Annotated in this window: 17 protein-coding genes; 11 read left to right on the forward strand and 6 right to left on the reverse strand. The window is 58.6% G+C overall.

Features of this window, described 5'->3' with window-relative positions; translation table 11 throughout:
• Window positions 1–80 precede the first annotated feature (80 nt).
• From MTX36_RS14415 to MTX36_RS14435, 5 genes are all read left to right on the forward strand, one after another.
• Entirely contained in the window at window positions 81–1,082 is a 1,002-nt protein-coding gene (locus MTX36_RS14415; protein ID WP_243620424.1) for a helix-turn-helix transcriptional regulator, read from the forward strand.
• A gap of 168 nt (window positions 1,083–1,250) precedes the next feature.
• Window positions 1,251–1,661, forward strand: coding sequence for a VOC family protein (locus tag MTX36_RS14420; protein ID WP_243620425.1), 411 nt, complete (start codon window positions 1,251–1,253; stop codon window positions 1,659–1,661).
• A gap of 122 nt (window positions 1,662–1,783) precedes the next feature.
• Complete coding sequence (locus MTX36_RS14425) at window positions 1,784–2,995, forward strand: serine hydrolase (RefSeq protein WP_243620426.1); 1,212 nt, start codon at window positions 1,784–1,786, stop codon at window positions 2,993–2,995.
• A gap of 101 nt (window positions 2,996–3,096) precedes the next feature.
• Window positions 3,097–3,945 (forward strand): mycofactocin-coupled SDR family oxidoreductase, encoded by an 849-nt coding sequence (locus MTX36_RS14430; RefSeq protein WP_243620427.1) that lies wholly within the window; start codon window positions 3,097–3,099, stop codon window positions 3,943–3,945.
• Between the two features lie 65 nt (window positions 3,946–4,010).
• Window positions 4,011–5,402, forward strand: coding sequence for an MFS transporter (locus MTX36_RS14435; protein ID WP_243620428.1), 1,392 nt, complete (start codon window positions 4,011–4,013; stop codon window positions 5,400–5,402).
• Between the two features lie 38 nt (window positions 5,403–5,440).
• On the opposite strand, the gene MTX36_RS14440 is transcribed toward MTX36_RS14435, so the two are convergent.
• On the reverse strand, window positions 5,441–6,682 hold the full coding sequence (locus tag MTX36_RS14440; RefSeq protein WP_243620429.1) for a glycoside hydrolase family 71 protein: 1,242 nt from the start codon (window positions 6,680–6,682) through the stop codon (window positions 5,441–5,443).
• Window positions 6,683–6,791: 109 nt separating this feature from the next.
• On the opposite strand from MTX36_RS14440, the gene MTX36_RS14445 reads away from it, so the two are divergent.
• From MTX36_RS14445 to MTX36_RS14460, 4 genes are all read left to right on the forward strand, one after another.
• Entirely contained in the window at window positions 6,792–7,031 is a 240-nt protein-coding gene (locus MTX36_RS14445; RefSeq protein WP_243620430.1) for a hypothetical protein, read from the forward strand.
• Between the two features lie 338 nt (window positions 7,032–7,369).
• Window positions 7,370–8,326: an ATP-binding cassette domain-containing protein gene (locus MTX36_RS14450; RefSeq protein ID WP_243620431.1), complete on the forward strand. Its 957-nt coding sequence runs from the start codon at window positions 7,370–7,372 to the stop codon at window positions 8,324–8,326.
• Window positions 8,323–9,123: an ABC transporter permease gene (locus MTX36_RS14455; RefSeq protein WP_243620432.1), complete on the forward strand. Its 801-nt coding sequence runs from the start codon at window positions 8,323–8,325 to the stop codon at window positions 9,121–9,123. The genes MTX36_RS14450 and MTX36_RS14455 overlap by 4 nt, the downstream gene beginning before the upstream one ends.
• A gap of 21 nt (window positions 9,124–9,144) precedes the next feature.
• Window positions 9,145–9,762, forward strand: coding sequence for a TetR/AcrR family transcriptional regulator (locus tag MTX36_RS14460; protein ID WP_243620433.1), 618 nt, complete (start codon window positions 9,145–9,147; stop codon window positions 9,760–9,762).
• A gap of 1 nt (window position 9,763) precedes the next feature.
• Here the strand turns inward: MTX36_RS14460 and MTX36_RS14465 are convergent, their stop codons facing one another.
• The gene (locus tag MTX36_RS14465) at window positions 9,764–10,564 is read right to left on the reverse strand and encodes a putative protein N(5)-glutamine methyltransferase (RefSeq protein WP_243620434.1); all 801 of its coding nucleotides are present in this window, start codon (window positions 10,562–10,564) and stop codon (window positions 9,764–9,766) included.
• 324 nt (window positions 10,565–10,888) lie between these two features.
• Here MTX36_RS14465 and MTX36_RS14470 point away from each other — a divergent pair, with 324 nt between their 5' ends.
• Window positions 10,889–12,040: a lipase family protein gene (locus tag MTX36_RS14470; RefSeq protein WP_243620435.1), complete on the forward strand. Its 1,152-nt coding sequence runs from the start codon at window positions 10,889–10,891 to the stop codon at window positions 12,038–12,040.
• A gap of 10 nt (window positions 12,041–12,050) precedes the next feature.
• Here MTX36_RS14470 and MTX36_RS14475 read toward each other — a convergent pair whose 3' ends face one another.
• Entirely contained in the window at window positions 12,051–12,626 is a 576-nt protein-coding gene (locus tag MTX36_RS14475; RefSeq protein ID WP_243620436.1) for a TetR/AcrR family transcriptional regulator, read from the reverse strand.
• An 86-nt stretch (window positions 12,627–12,712) separates the two neighbouring features.
• Between MTX36_RS14475 and zapE the strand changes: the two genes are divergently transcribed.
• Window positions 12,713–13,681, forward strand: coding sequence for a cell division protein ZapE (zapE, locus tag MTX36_RS14480; protein WP_243620437.1), 969 nt, complete (start codon window positions 12,713–12,715; stop codon window positions 13,679–13,681).
• Here zapE and MTX36_RS14485 read toward each other — a convergent pair.
• The 3 genes from MTX36_RS14485 to MTX36_RS14495 all read right to left on the reverse strand — a co-directional run.
• Window positions 13,611–14,450: a PE-PPE domain-containing protein gene (locus MTX36_RS14485; protein ID WP_243620438.1), complete on the reverse strand. Its 840-nt coding sequence runs from the start codon at window positions 14,448–14,450 to the stop codon at window positions 13,611–13,613. The genes zapE and MTX36_RS14485 overlap by 71 nt on opposite strands.
• Window positions 14,451–14,593: 143 nt before the next feature.
• Complete coding sequence (locus tag MTX36_RS14490) at window positions 14,594–15,793, reverse strand: serine hydrolase (protein ID WP_243620439.1); 1,200 nt, start codon at window positions 15,791–15,793, stop codon at window positions 14,594–14,596.
• Between the two features lie 189 nt (window positions 15,794–15,982).
• Window positions 15,983–16,266: cholesterol oxidase substrate-binding domain-containing protein (locus MTX36_RS14495; RefSeq protein WP_279394607.1), on the reverse strand; the 284-nt coding region annotated here is incomplete at its 5' end.

A 16,266-nucleotide genomic window follows, 5' to 3' on the forward strand; every position in this document is an offset into this window, starting at 1 on the left:
GAGGCTCACTGAAGGCCGGTGGAGCGACAAACGGGCCAGGTAGAGGTGACGTGGTGCTGTCCTGCTGCAATACTCGGGTCATGTTCGAGAACGCTTTGCTGATTGATGCGGCCGGTCAGCCTACGCAGCGGCATCACCAGGCCTTTTCGCAGGATTGGGACCGTATCAAGGAGTGGTCCGACAGTATTTACATGCCGTATACCGTGACGCCGATCGGTAAGGGGCTACGGCCGGCTTCTGACATGTATTCCGCATCCGTTGGCCGGATCGACATCACAAGATTCTGCTACGGCATTCCCGTGACTGTGGGGGAGTGCTCACCCGAGGCCGGGAACATTCTGGTCCTGACCACGATCCGCGGGAACGGTCGACATTCTTTGGCGGATGGGTCGGTGGTCAACACCGCTGCGGGCGAGACGTTCGTGGCAGATTGCAGTCGCACCGACTATTTCGTGGAGTTCGACGAGGATCATTTGCAGCTGAATTTGACTGTGCCTCACCAACTTGTCGCGGACCATTCCCAACAGTGGTACGGGATGGTCCCGGATGATCGCTTGTGGCAATTCAAGTGTTCGATCGGTGGAATAGGGTCCAGTTGGCTGGCGCTGATGGACTACGTGGTGCGAGCGGTCGCGGAGTCTCCGGAAGCCCTGTCTCGCGAACGGTTGGGTGTCCGCGTACAAGAACTTATGACTGCGCAACTGCTCGAGGAATGGGCGGCGCAGGCCGGCTTGGAACTGGCGGTCGGGGTCGATTCAGCCGAACCTGTGTACGTGCGTACGGCGGAGGACTACATCGATACCTTCGCTCGCTCGGTGCCTACGGCGTCGGAAATTGCAGTTGCAGCGGGTGTCAGTATTCGGGCGCTGACCGCCGGGTTCAGGCGGTATCGCGATACCACCCCCAGTCGGCTGTTGCGAGAGCGCCGACTGACCGGAGTGCGAAGCGAACTGCTACTTGCAGACGAAAGAACGGTCTCCGATATCGCGAATTCGTGGGGATATGTCAACCTCGGTATGTTCGCGGCGAATTTCCGGAAGCGTTTCGGTGAGCTGCCGTCGCAGACCCGCTTGCGAGCCTGAATCTTTTTTGGGGCAAACGGGACAATTCGTTTGCCGTGGGGACGATCTCCCCGGTGTCACCGGCATGATCTCAGTCGATCCGTTGTTTCCTGTCGGAGTCTTCTGCAAGGATTGATTTCGAGAGTGACATCAGGCCCTGAACAAAAGACTTTGGACTAGGAGCACGTCATGGCATCTCGACTCAACCCCTACATCAGCTTCAACGGCGACGCCCGTGAAGCTATGGAGTTCTACAAGAGCATTTTCGGCGGCACGCTGGCGCTGAGCACTTTCGGTGAGTTCGGCAACGACGGCGACGGCGCAGACAAGATCATGCACGGAATGCTTGAAACCGATGACGGCTACACATTGATGGGTGCAGATACCCCGCCGGGCATGCCCTACAACCCCGGCGACAACATCACCGTGAGCCTCAGCGGTGACGACGGTGCTGTTCTCCGTGAGTACTGGGAAAAGTTGTCCGGCACCGGAAGCGTGTCGGTTCCGCTTGAAAAGCAGATGTGGGGCGATGAATTCGGAGCTTGCACCGACAAGTTCGGAATCTCGTGGATGGTCAACATCGGAGCACCGCAGAGCTGAGGCCCGTCCTGCCCGGTTCTGCCGAAATGAGACGGAACATCTGCCGTTTCGAGGCAGAATCGGGCATGTGATCGTCGTTACATTCTTTCCGGCAGGTGGATCGAGTCGGATGGAGAAGCTTAATGACGGTCGAAGGTGTTGTGGGAAAGGCCTTTTCGAAGAGGTATTACGACGGATTGTTAGAACTGGCAGTACGCGGCCCGGATGGGGGTATTCCCAGTCGGGGCGTCCCTGGTGTGGTTGCGATGGTTACCGACCACGACGGCAACCTCTACGAGGGTTCTGCTGGTGAACGTGCTTCGGGGTCCGGAGTTCCGATGACAACAGATTCGGTGTTCGCTCTTTTCTCGACAACTAAGGCGATCACCGGAACTGTTGTGCTGCAGTGCGTCGAAGAAGGACTGCTCGATTTCGATGCGCCGGCGTCGAAGTACATTCCGGAGATCGGTGAACTGGAGGTTCTCGAAGGATTCGATGCCGGAGGTGAGCCGATACTTCGGAAACCTAAGCGCGACATCCCCACTCGCATGCTGATGTTGCACACAGCGGGGTTCGGTTACGATTTCTTCAACGAGTCGTACAACCGGTTGTCTCAGGAACACGGGCAACCGAGTGTGATCACCTGTTCAAAAGCTGCGCTCACGACTCCTTTGCTGTTCGATCCGGGTGAGAAGTGGGAGTACGGAACCAGTGTCGACTGGGCGGGTCAGGTTGTGGAGTCCATTCGTGGTCAGCGGCCCGGAGACGTGATGAGCGAGCGCATTTTCGAGCCGTTGGGTATGGCCGACACGGCGTTCAGTATGACGCCGTCGATGAAGGAACGGCTCGCACCGATTCATCAGCGCGAGAGCGACGGAAGCCTGACGCCCCTCATCGGATTCGAGTTGCCCGCAGAGCCTGAAGTGCACATGGGTGGACACGGATTGCACGGCACTGTGGGTGATTACATGAAGTTCATCCGGATGTGGCTGAACGACGGCGTCGGCATGCGCGGTCGAGTTCTGGCAGAAGATACCGTCGCTCGAGCAGTGCGCAACGGTTTGGACGGCCAGCATGTCGGTGTATTGCCAGGAGTCATCCCGACACTGTCCAATGATGCGGAATTCTTCCCTGGAGTACCCAAGGGGTGGGCATATTCCTTCATGATCAACGAAGAGATGGCACCGACCGGGCGTCCCGCGGGATCGCTCGCTTGGGCCGGCCTGGCCAACCTCTACTACTGGATTGATCGGGAGAACGGCATCGGCGGCTTCTGGGCCACCCAAATCCTGCCTTTTGCCGACCCAGGTTCTATTGGCGGCTACCTGGAGTTCGAGTCGTCGGTGTATCGCTGACTGCTTCGAAAATTCCCGCTGTCCGGGATCGAAGGCTTTATCGGTGTGAGTTCGGAGTACGCATGTAACAAGCAAAAATGTATGACGAACTAGGAGACGGCATGAACAGCCTCGAAGGCAGTTTCGAAGGAAAGGTTGCACTGATCACCGGTGCGGCCCGCGGTCAGGGCCGTGCACACGCAATCGCATTTGCCGAGCGTGGCGCCGATATCGTGATCTGCGATCGCTGTGAGAACAGCGACGCCGTCTCCTACCCGCTCGCAACCGAAGAGGATCTCGCCGAAACTGTTCGTCTGGTCGAGGCAACCGGGCGTCGTTGCATCGCGGTCAAGGCAGACACCGCGGACCGTGAGGCGATGGATGCACTCGTGGCTCGCGCCGAGGCAGAGTTCGGCAGCGTCGACATCGCCGTCGCCAACGCCGGTGTTTCGGTACCCGCTCCGATTACGTCCATGACATCGGCGCAGTGGAACGAGGTCATCTCTTCCAACCTGACCGGCGTGTTCAATACGGTCGCCGCAGTTTCAGGCGGAATGGCGAAGCGCGGGTACGGCCGCATCATCACCATCTCCTCGATGATGGGTCGATCCGGTGGCACCCAGATGGCCGCCTACGGTGCCTCCAAGTGGGGCGTCATCGGACTGACGAAGAGCGTTTCGCTCGAACTTGCCGGCTCGGGTGTCACGGTCAATGCAATTGCACCGGGCAACATTTCGACGCCAATGATCCACAACGACATGATGTACCACATGATGCGTCCGGATCTTGAAACGCCGACGATGGCCGACGTCGAACCCGTCTTCGCGACCCTGCATGCACAGCCCGTCGGCTGGCTCGATCCGTTCGAGATCACCCGCGTCGTATTGTTCCTGGCTGCGGACGCCAGCGCGCATATGAGTGGCATCGTGGTCCCGGTTGACGCTGGAGTTGCTGCTCGTTCGAACGCTTGACCAAGGATTCGTCCCGCGGTCAAACGCGGGCAGGGTTAGTTGTCGGAGTACTGAGTCTGAGCGGCGTGGTGGTCGCGCTGCAACAGACCTTGGTTGTTCCGCTTCTCCCTGAGTTCGCGACGGCATCGGGTGTATCGAACACGACCGCTTCGTGGTTGGTGACATCGACACTGCTCACCGGTGCTGTCGCGACTCCGCTCATCGGCCGGCTTGCCGACATGTACGGCAAGCGGGCGATGATGCTGGCTTGTCTGGCTGTGATGATCGTCGGTTGCTTGATCGCGGCGACCAGTCAGAGTTTTCTTCTTCTGGTGCTCGGTAGATCGATGCAGGGATTTGCCACAGCATTGTTGCCGGTGGGAATCAGCATCATGCGGGACGTTCTTCCTCCCGAAAAACTCAGTGGTGCAGTCGCTCTCATGAGCGCAACCTTGGGTATCGGAGGAATGGTGGGCATGCCCTTGGCCGGCGTGCTCTCTGCGCACTGGGGTCTGTCATCGCTCTTTTGGGTGACGGGCGCTGTGGGTCTGGTGGTGCTGATCGCCTTGCCGTTTGTCTTACCGGAATCTGCGGTAAAAACCCGAGGTAGGTTCGATTTCCTCGGGGCAATAATTCTCACGGTGGCGATGACTGCATTGCTCCTCGCCATCTCGAAGGGCACGGAATGGGGTTGGGGAAGCCCTGTAACTCTGGGCCTGATTGTTGTCGGCGTGGGATTGCTGGGTTCGTGGATTCCGTGGGAGTTGCGCACGTCGGCACCTCTTGTTGATTTACGAACCTCGGTGCGCGCCCCGATTCTGGTGTCGAATATTTGCGCCGTTCTTCTCGGTTTTGCCATGTTCATCAGTGCATTGGCGGCAACTCAGGAACTGCAGTTGCCGGTGGAATCCGGATACGGGCTCGGGCTTTCTGCCTCGGCCGCAGGCCTGGCGATGACGCCGGGCGGACTTTTGATGATCGGGCTGGCTGCCGTTTCGCCCAAGGTCACTCGTCGGTGGGGCGCCAAGATAACGTTGGCTGCCGGTGCCCTCGTCATTGCATTCGGTTATCTGCTGCGCGTAGTTCTCACCCCGACACTGCTGAGCATCTCTCTCGGAGCAGCCGTTGTGTCTGCGGGCGTTTCATTTGCTCTCGCAGCGATGCCGACGTTGATCACCGAATCGGCGCCGCTGGATCAGACAGCATCGGCGAACAGCGTGAACAGTCTTCTCCGTTCGGTGGGAACATCGACCGGAAGTGCTGTCGCCGCTGCCATATTGGCTAGTTCGACGGTCATGATCGGGGCCGCCGCGGTGCCCGCATTGCATTCGTTCGAAGTTTTGTATTCGATCGGTATGGGTGTTTCCGTGGTTGCAGCCATCGTGACATTGTCGGTTCGAGTTGACAGCCCGGCGCCGGCTCACAGGACGACGCTTTCCGAAGCAGCAAAGCAGGCAGAGGCCACCGAACTCGGGTGAGTCTCCGATGCAAGGAGACCCACCCGGTCCGCAGCGGATTACCTTCTGCTGGAATCGACCAGATACTCGAGATTCTGGTTGTACGGGTTGGCCGTTACTGCTGTGTGGGAGGCGACGCGGGAAACTTCGGCAGTCCCGCGAACGACAGTCGCGGTGATCGATCCGACCTTCAACGGAGCGAGGCAACTGCTCATTCCGGCCGGTGCGTTGCATGTAGTTGTCGTCGATCCGACCTTGACATTTACTACTGCCGGAGCAGTGAGGTACGTCAGGACTTCCACCGTGTCACGAGCGGGAGACGACCACGGCCGTAGTGCCATCGGGGCGCTCGAGAGATTGATCGGGACCGCGGAGACCAACTGACTTCGATAGCTGAGATATGCGGTGTCACGCACGATTGCCGGTGCAGCGCCGGTGCGAAACGAGTACAGACCGTAAGCACTCATATCGAGTAGTGCGAGTCCGTGCCCGGCGCTGGGTGCAAACGAAGTTCCTTCGCTATAGTCATTCCAGGTGGTGAGTTGAACCCATTCACTGTTCGAAGCAATCGCAATCTGCCAGGTATTTTGAAGATTTTGGGAGTTTTGCGATTCATCGTAGATGGACTGGATGGGCCGTGAATCTTGGAAAGAGACCGGTTGCATCCATATCTTACCCAAAGCGTGCACCGCGTCGGCTAATGCCATCGGAGAGTCTGGATTGGAGGCAGATACTGGGTTTCCTGCCGGATTTCGGGTTCCCCAGTTGGACATTCCGTAGCTGATAGATGCAAAAGCATTCCTGTTGGCGGCGGCATCTAGAAAAACGGGGACAAATGCTACGTTGATTCGATACGAGGTCGTCATCTCCGAAATGAACTGCGACCACCAACTTGCAGTTTTATTCTCGGCAAGAAATGGTGAGACGACCAGGCGTCCGTCGCCCAATTTGAACGTAGACGGCATCGATGCATACACCTTCATTTCTGCCGCAAGTTGGCCTGGCGTCGTGGTCTTGAATGCGCCGTTCATATCGGGCATGAGCATGATCTTGAAATTCGGGTCCACAGTCGCTGCAGCCTTGATCAACGCGGTGGGAACAGCTGAACCCCACCAACTCGTATCCGAGGCCGGAGACATGATATCCACGGAAAAGCCGTCGATGCCAGCAGCAATGGCCTGGCGGACTTCATTCTCGAGATCGCGTTGCCGCCACTGAGCGTCGACGAGCGATGGCCGTGGCGTCGGACGATCCCGCAGGAAACCGCCGTATCTGACGTGATTGTTGTTCTCACCGTTCACCGCAAGATATTGCGTTGTGTAGTAATCGCTGGAGGGATTCGCGTTGTCGATCGAGATCGGATAGGGGGGGAAATAATGAGCGAAGACAAGTTTTCCGTTCAATGAAGGCTTGGGTGGAATATTGAACGGAAGTGATGCCGAATTTGAATTCGGCGGCGATGTGGGCGATGTTGTAGTGATCGGCGGTGTAGTTGTCGGCGGAGTAGTGGGCGGCACAGTGCTGGTAGGTGCAGGAATCGTGGTAGGTGTATTCCCGGTACTTCCGCCAAGAGATCCTGATGGGTACGCCTGCACTGGGGAGATCAAGGTGGCCATGGCAACTAAAAGGCAGAGCAATCCGATTAAGTGACGTACGGTATTTCGGATCCATAGCACGTGAAGATTCATCTCGCAGGTAACCTTTCTTGGACCCCCGAAAGCATGATTGATCCCCGAATATGTCGATTGAAATGGACGTGTTTAATTCAGGTGCTGTCTGAAGAAGGTGTCAATTTCGATTCGAGTGTAACGCCGAAATATGCGAATTGAGTAATTGAAATCGGACATTGTGAAATAAAGTTCAATTGCGCTTGTTTTCATGTATTGAGCAGTCTTGTGGTCGGTGATCTGACGAAAATCCGTGGCATCTGTCGGTGCTCTGCGTCACACTGGGTTCTCGGGTTGCAACGTGCGGACACGGGAGGACTCATGACCGGAGCGATAGTTGCCGAGGGGTTGGTCAAGACTTACGGCACTCTGACAGCCTTGGACGGCATAGATCTCGAGGTGACCGAAGGCTCGGTGATGGCACTACTCGGGCCCAACGGTGCTGGAAAGACCACAGCGGTACGCATTTTCACTACGCTGCTCATTCCGGACGGCGGCCGTGCACAGGTAGCGGGCTTGGACGTCGTCAAGGATGCTCGGGCGCTTCGATCCAAGATCGGGGCTTCGGGGCAGTATGCCGCGGTGGACGAGTATCTGACCGGGTACGAGAACCTCGACATGGTTGGACGCCTGTATCACTTGGGTGCAAAGAACAGTAAGGCGCGAGCACGGGAGTTGCTCGAACAGTTCGACCTCGTCGAAGCCGGAGACCGCCCGGTCAAAGGCTATTCCGGAGGTATGCGTCGACGCCTCGACCTGGCCGGCGCGTTGGTGGCACGGCCGCAGGTCTTGTTTCTCGACGAACCGACAACCGGTCTCGATCCTCGGGCCAGGCTCGGCTTGTGGGACGTCATCGAAGAACTGGTAGCGCAGGGGACGACCTTGCTGCTCACCACGCAGTACATGGAGGAAGCTGAGCGGTTGGCTGATCAGATCGCCGTCATCGATCGGGGTTCGGTCATCGCGCGCGGTACTGCCGATCAACTCAAGGCGCAGATCGGTGGTGAACGTATCGAATTGAGCGTGCATGAGAGCGAACACCTCGACATCGTCCGGCAGGAACTGAATTCGTTGTCAGTGGGCGAGATTCGAGTTCAGGAGAACGTTCGACGCATCACGATTCCTGTCGCCGACGGCACCGACGCTCTGGTCACCGCTCTCAACCTCTTGTCTGCCCGCGGCATCAAAGTGTTCGATGTCGGATTGCGCAGACCCACATTGGACGACGTTTTCCTTACCCTGACCGGGCATCAGGCTGAATTGGAGGACCAGAAATGACCATGCAAATGGCGCTCGAAGACGGCCTGACCATTGCCAAGCGAAACTTGATCAAGATCAAGCGCGTTCCAGATCTACTGGTGTTCACGACACTCTCGCCGATCATGTTCGTATTGCTGTTCGCGTACGTATTCGGCAGTGCGATCTCCGTTCCGGGGACGTCGTACCGTGAGTTCTTGATCGCCGGAATCTTCACGCAGACAGTGATATTCGGCGCTACCTGGACGGGGCTGGGTATGGTCGAGGATCTTCAGAAAGGGATCATCGACAGGTTTCGTTCTCTACCCATGGCGCCGTCGGCAGTTTTGATCGGCCGAACGTCCAGTGATGTCCTCATCAACGTGATCAGCCTGGTGGTCATGTCGCTCACCGGACTCCTCGTAGGTTGGCGGATTCACTCGAGTGTCCTCGAGGCTCTGGCCGGCTATGCGCTTCTACTGCTCTTCGCCTATGCACTGTCCTGGGTCATGGCGGTTGTCGGCCTGTGGATCCGCACTCCCGAGGTGTTCAACAATGCGAGTTTCATCGTCATCTTCCCACTCTCGTTCATTGCGAATACGTTTGTCGAAACCACCAATCTTCCGGGACCGTTGAAGGTGATCGCCGAATGGAATCCGGTGTCCGCGGTGACGCAAGCGGTGCGTGAGTTGTTCGGGAACACCAATCCTGCGATGACGGTCCCTGACGCCTGGCCGCTGCAGAATCCCATTATCGCTTCGCTGTTGTGGACGGGCGGCTTGCTGATCGTCTTTGTGCCGTTCGCTATTCGTCGATACCAGAAGGCGGTCGGCAGGTAGGCGCATCGGTAGAGTGAAGGTGTGGCGGAGTCTGAACGCGTTGACGGAAGATCCCTGCGATACGCGGGCCGACGTCAGGAGTTGCTCGACGCTTTAACGCGACACGTCATCGAAAACGGTGTCGGTGAATTGACTATCCGACAGCTCGCGAAGGCAGTGGGCGTCTCGCATGCCTCTCTACTCGGTCACTTCGAGACCAAAGAGAATCTTCTTGCCGAAGTCATCGAGAACATGCGTGGCGAGTCCATTCCGATGGCCGTCCCGATACAGGTCGGCGTTGATCCTGCTCGAGTGTTGACAACGTGGTGGATCGAGCGGACAACGCCGGAGTTGTTGCCTCGCTTCGGCGTGATGATCGAGATCTACGCGCTGGCGCTTCACGACCGCGATCGGTACGGACGGTTCGTCGAACGGTTTGTCGGTGACTGGATCGAAGCGCTCGACATGGGTTTGCGCCGCGTAGGCTGCCCGGATTCGGACGCGTCTTCCGTTGCAACGTTGCTACTTTCACAGATTCGCGGATTGTCGATGGACCTCTTGGCCACCGGTGATCGTGATCGAGTGGACCGAGCATTCGAGATGTTTGTCGAAGGTTTTGCTGCGCGGGCTCAGTCGTGGGTGCCGCCAATTTTGTCGTGACTCAGTGCGCGGGTTTGGTTCCGATCACTACCGTCGCCGAAGTCTCGTCCAGTGAGGCGGTACACGCGCGCAAGCCTCCCTGTGCGACTGATTCGACGGTTCGTTCCACCTGCTCGGCGCTGGTTTCTATGAGTAGATGTCCGCCGGGTTCGAGCCAGGTGGCTGCGTCTGCGGCGACCCGACGTTGAACATCGAGTCCGTCGATTCCGCCGTCAAGCGAGATCAAGGGTTCGTGAAGACGCGCTTCGGGAGGCATGAGGCGAATGAAATTCGTTGGTACGTAAGGCGCATTGGCGACTATGACGTTGATTCGTCCGTGTAGTTCGTGTGGAAGGCAATCGTAGAGATCGCCTTCGATGACGTGTCCGGGGGTGCTGATGTTGCGCAGGGCGCAGCGCACTGCTGCAGGTTCGACGTCGACGGCATACAGGTCGATAGGTGAGACCTTTGATTGTAGAACTGCGCCCACTGCGCCTGAGCCGCAACATAAGTCGACGACGCGGTATCCGGGTTCGAGCAATGAGCAGGCTTGTGTGGCCAGGAATTCGGTGCGTCGACGTGGAACGAATACTCCCGGGTCGATGCGGATGCGTAGTCCGCAGAATTCAGCCCATCCGACGATCGATTCAAGGGGTTCTCCGGCGATACGACGCTCAATCATCCGCGCGAGTTCTGCCCGAGAGATTGTCGCGTCCAAGAGGACGGCTGCTTCCTCCTCGGCGAAGACGCATCCAGCTGCGCGAAGGGTGGCGGCGATGGATTCTTGTTGGGAGATGAATGACGGGGGATTCGGTGCTGGCATAAGAGAGCCTTCCAGGGGTGTGCCGTCTGGGCGCTCTCTCGGCCGCTACCGGAAACGGACCGTAGGAGGCTGCGCCACTACTGGCTGAGCGGTAATGGGACTCACCTCCTGCGTGTTCGTTGGCCGACCTGCATGTATCGAACATGGGCACTCTATCGAAGGGTGGAGGTTATCGCTCGGTGTCGGAAGAGACGCTTAGCGAAAATTTAGATTGACCAAATGGTAGGTCTGCTTTATTGTCTGAATTCGATCGGACCGAGTGAGACGATCGTGGTGGACGCAATCAGTGCAAGACGCCCTCGGCGCAATCGGTAGGAGAAGTACTTGAGCAAGCGACTACGCAGGACGCTCATCGGGTTGGGGGCAAGCGCGTTGGTGGCGTTAGCGCTCGCGGTGCCCGCGGCGGCAGAACCTACCGGTAGCCCGGGTGAGGTGGTGGGCCAGGAGCGACTCGGACCCGATCGAGTGTTGCCCGGTGCCGTAACCGCGACCAAGGTGACGTACTGGTCGCAAGGTCCGAAGGATTCGCCGATGATGAGTACCGGCGTTGTCTATCGCCCGGTGGGTACCCCGCCCGAAGGTGGTTGGCCGGTCATCTCGTATGCGCACGGAACAGTCGGGGTTGCAGATCAGTGCGCGCCGAGTACTAGTGGGCGCACGTCGATCTACCTGGGTTATTGGCTTGAGCAGGGTTACGCAGTGGCGGCCACGGACTACGTGGGACTCGGAACACCGGGCGTCCACCCGTACCTCGACGGACGATCTGCAGCGCACAGCGTCGTCGACATGGTGCGCGCCGCCCGCGCGGTAGATGGTGACCTGTCGAGCAAGTGGGTCGCGATGGGTCAGTCGCAGGGCGGTCAGGCGACCATGTTCACGGCTTCTCTTGCCACCGAATATGCTCCGGAACTGGACTACCGCGGCGCCGTCGCCACCGGTGTGCCCTCCAACATCGAAAACCTTGTCCCGCTCGGTGGGCCGGCGTTCCCGGCGCTCCCGTTGAAGGGCACGACGGTGTACATCGCGAATGTTCTTGACGGACTGCGTGCTTCGCGACCGGATATCGACGTCGACTCGTACCTGACGCCTCTGGGGAAGACGATTCTCGACGACGTCGAGAACAACATGTGCTACTCCGAAGCAAGTGCCAAGTACGGAACTGTAGCGCTCGGGCAGGTTCTGTCGAAGTCGCTGGACAATCCGACGTTCATGAATGCGGCACGGGAGTTGCTCACCGTTCCGACAACAGGTTACGACCGCCCGTTCTTCCTCGGTCAGGGACTTGTGGACAGGGATGTCCCGGCGCCGCTGACGCTGAAGTTCGCGGCAGATCTGGCATTGAACGGGGTGGATTTTACGTTCCACACCTACCCGACGGATCACTTGGGAACTGTTCCGGCATCCATGCCGGACAGCACTCCCTTTGTGGCGGCACTGTTTTCGGCTCAACATCCGTGTACGGGGAGTCTCTGCTGACTCGCACGATCTATCTGGCATTCACTCCGCGCAGGTAGGCGTCGATCGGAATCTGAAGTCGTCGAATACGTTCCGTCGTTCCGGGTTCGGCAGTATCACGGCTTCGCGCCCCCAAGCAGTGATCGAAGATCAACCCTTCCAGGAGGCTCAGAAAATCTGCCGCCGCGCTGTCGGGTTCGGCAACCCCGGCGGACTGGAATGCCTCGTGCGCCTTTTCCTGCGAAAATAGGCTTCCGGCAAGAAGTTTGCATAACTCCAGCTTTCCTTGCATCTCGATCAGCAGTGCGTATCGAGCGATCAGTTCGTTTCGTCGGTGCGTGAGTAAATCGTCGAGATATTCGGCGGTCAATCGGGAGGGGGCGATGTGCGTGCCGAGGAGTTCAGTGAAGGCCGATCGTGATCGTTCCACGATGTGCAGCGCGATCGACTCGAGGAGCGCTTCGCGTGTTCGGAAATAGTACGACGTCGAGCCGGCGGGCAGTTTCAATGAATGATCGACAGCGCGATGGGTGAGTGCGCGAGGTCCTTGGTCGGCGATGATCGTGACAGCGCATTCCGCGATGAGGGTCCGGCGGTCAACCTTCATATTCGCTCCTGATGCGTCGCCGGGGTCACATTGACTCGGTCGGTCCGAGGTCTCTAACCTCGACTCTACAGATGTAGAGGAGTCTCATGTTACTGGACGAAGCGCAGTTGTCGGCACGTGAATCCCTCGACGCTTTGCGGGCGAAAATCGCCGCCGGCAGGGTCGGCGGTGGGATCTACCTGTGGGGAAGCGTCGGGCGCGGAAAAACCATGCTGATGGACGAGTTCTACAACAGTCTTTCAGTCGGCAAGCGGCGCATTCACTTTCATCAATTCTTTGCGGATCTGCATGCCCGAGCTCACAGTCTCGGATCAATGGGCTCGGCATTGGAGCGCGTGGTCGACGGAATTCGAGTGCTGTGTTTCGACGAATTTCACATCGACGACGTCGCCGACGCCATGTTCATGGCGAGGGTTCTCGACACGATCGTCGCGAAGGGCGTGACTGTTGTTGTCACGTCCAATGTTCCGCCGACGGAACTCCTTCCCAACCCGCTGTTTCACGAGCAGTTCGTGCCATCGATCGAGTTGATCGAGAAGACTTTGGACATCATCGAGTTGAGCGGTGCGCTCGACTACCGAATCGGCGGAAGCGGGGGCGACGGGGACGGGCGGTTTGCGTCGGGAGAGTTCATTGTCGATGGGGGTTTCGCTCCACGTCCGAGCGAGCCAGTTCAATTGAGAATCGGGTCGAGGACACTCTTGTGTGAGGCGATTCGGGGTGGGGTCGTCTGGTTTGATTTCGATAGGCTCTGCAACGGATCAACTTCTGCAGCAGACTATCTCGACCTTGTCGATCGTTTCGACGAATGGGTTGTCTGCGGAGTCCCGGTCCTGGCCACGGCGTCGGAGTTCGCGGTTCGGCGATTCGGAAACGTCGTCGATGTTCTCTACGACGCGGATGTGCGACTGACGATTTACGCCGATGCGGATCTCGAAAAAGTAGCGGGCACCCTGCGAGATGTTCCGGGTCTCGCCCGGCTTTTCAGTAGGTTGTCCCTTCTCCGAATGCCGTCGTCAGTGCGACCGTCAAGGCTGCCGTCACGTACGGGGTGAGATTCTCGACGACGCGTGAGACTATCGCGGTGGCTACATCGAGGGGTCGCAACGGCGCACTCGGGGCCTGAGGGAGTGCCGGGACGGGGGAAGGTGCACTTTTTTCCATCATCGGTTGATACGTACCGTGTTTCGTGAAGTATCCGAAGACGGAGTCCACGAACTGTTCCGGGGCGTCGCGCGGTTTGGGCATATTGCAGATTCCGTCGCCTTCGATACAGATTTCTTGCACCGGTATATCGCCGAATCCATCCCGGGCACCGGCCATTGTGGCTCCGGGAACAACATTCGGGATCACAGTTTCTATGCCGCCCTGCGAGTTCCGTGGGTCCGCGTACAGGACGCCTTCCACTCGGGACTGGGGGATGGACCCGTCGCGAGCGATGTCGCCGAGAACGTCGCCGGCAATCCGTGCACCTTGGGAGTAGCCGGTGATGACTACGTTGCTGTCCGGGCATTGAGCGTGAAAGCTGTTGACGTCAGCTCGAAGTGATCGAACTCCGACGGCCACACTTTCGTCGTACGTCTGGTCGCCGAGCGGCCAGAAGCTAGCGGGATATGTCACCGGTTTGGCTGCGTAACCACGGGATGTGTAGCGGTCGGTGACAGGTTGTGTGGTCTGGCCCGTCGGATCCCAGGTCCCGCCCACCGAGAACACGGCTCCAACTGGGCACGGGTTGGTCGACGCAGCGGCGGTGGCAGGCATCGTGGACAGTAGTGCAGTCCCCAAGGTCACCGCACACGCAACTGATAGGGAGTGCTTCCTCATCGGCCCGTCTCCATCTACCCGTGGTCCGACGCGATTCGTTCGGTACTTGAGGAGAATGGTGACGGTGTGATGAGTCCGGGCGGTGTTGCACAGGTAAACACGACGTTGCACGTGGTGCTTACGCCGCTTGGGAGTGGCTTAACTCACCCGCCGGGTACCTGCGGCGGATTGTCCGGCACAACCACTGCGGCGATTGCCTTGGCGATGGGAACTGCATTGTTGGGGGTGGGATTAGCGGTGAGGCCGAGTGTTGCGTAGATGACGATGGTCGTCTTGGTCTGCGGTTCGTACAGTGCGACACCGTTATATCCACCGTAGGCCGGGTTCATAGCGAGCCACCCGTCCATGTGCAGGGTTCCGAACGTGAAGAACTTGTCGGTGGTCATGTTCGACAGGCCGGCTGTTGTCGGTGCCATCTGTTCTTCGAAGGCTTTGTCGGAGAGCAGCTCACCCGTCCCGAGTGCGCGAACCCATTTTCCCATGTCGGCGACCGTCGAGTTCAGGTTGCCACTGTGCAGAAACGCTGTGGGATTCCAGAAAGTGGAATCTTCGAATACACCGCGTTCGGTTGTGTAGCCGTGTAGGACAGGGTCAGGCATCTGAGGAGTCAGTGCCACGCGGCTGGCAGTCATGTCCAGTGGTTCGAAAACGCGTTGCTGCAGGAGTTCGGTCAGCGATTGGCCGGTTGCCTTCTGCATGACTTCGCCGAGCAATGTCAGGTCACTGTGTGAGTAGGCGAAACTTGTGCCGGGTGGAAACAAGGGTGGTCGGGAGTTGGCCAAGTCGAGGATCTCCGACGCGGTCCATCCTTGAATAGGGTTGGCGTAGAGGCGTTTCTCGAAGTCGGGGTCGGTCACGTAGTCGGAAATGCCGGTGGTGCTGTTGGCAAGCATTCGTGGAGTGATCTGGTCGGAACGAGGAAAGTCCGGCTCCCACTTGGCAATCGGCTCGTCGAGGGGGAGGGTACCGGCCTCGTCGAGTTGGAGGAGAACCGTCGACAGCATCGGCTCCATGGGTTGTCCGACGCGTAGTTGCATATCGGCTGTTGCGGGAACTCCGAGTGGAGACTCGCCGACAGCGCCGGTGGCAATCTCGACGTCATCGCGCCACACCCCGAACACTGCCGCGCTGAGACCGAGATCGGTAACTTGCTGACGGACGATGTCGGATATCCGTCGGGACTCCGGGCTGGTGTCGGCGCTCGGGGCAGTGCTGTGAGTGGCACTGCCCGTACTGGTTGTGGTGCCTTCGTCGGATCCGCAGGCGGAAGTTGTGGAGGCGATGGCGACGACGACCAGCATCGATGCTGCTGTGACGAGCACACGGTGATTCGAGAAACTCATGCGTGGCGTTCCCTTCATAGCGGGAGTCGAGCAGTGCGACTCGAGTGCCTGTCGCAATCGTCTGAATTTACCGCGATCGGATCGCATTCGACAGCAATTCGACTGATCGGGATTCGTCGAGCGGCGTAGCCAGACAAAAATGCCCGCCACCTCCGTGATGGAAGTGGCGGGCATTTCACGCGTAAGGACTTACGGCAGAAGCTGGTTCAGGAAGGTGTTGCTGAATACCTTGTGCGGGTCGAGCTGGTTGAACGCCGCGTTCGCGGTGTCCCAGTTGTTGTTGGCGGGGACGCCGTCGCGGTAGGTCTGCGGCAGATCGTGTTCGATGATCTGGGCGTCCTTGTACGGTAGTTCGCTGCTGAATGCCCAGCCCTTGGACCATTCGGGGCGGAAGGTCGCGTTGTCGTCGTTGTAGTGGCTGCGCATCCACTGTTCCATTTCGCGGTAGAACGCGAACATGCCGGGAGTGCCGG

The organism is Rhodococcus sp. ARC_M6 (assembly GCF_022810305.1).
Classification (GTDB): domain Bacteria; phylum Actinomycetota; class Actinomycetes; order Mycobacteriales; family Mycobacteriaceae; genus Rhodococcus_F.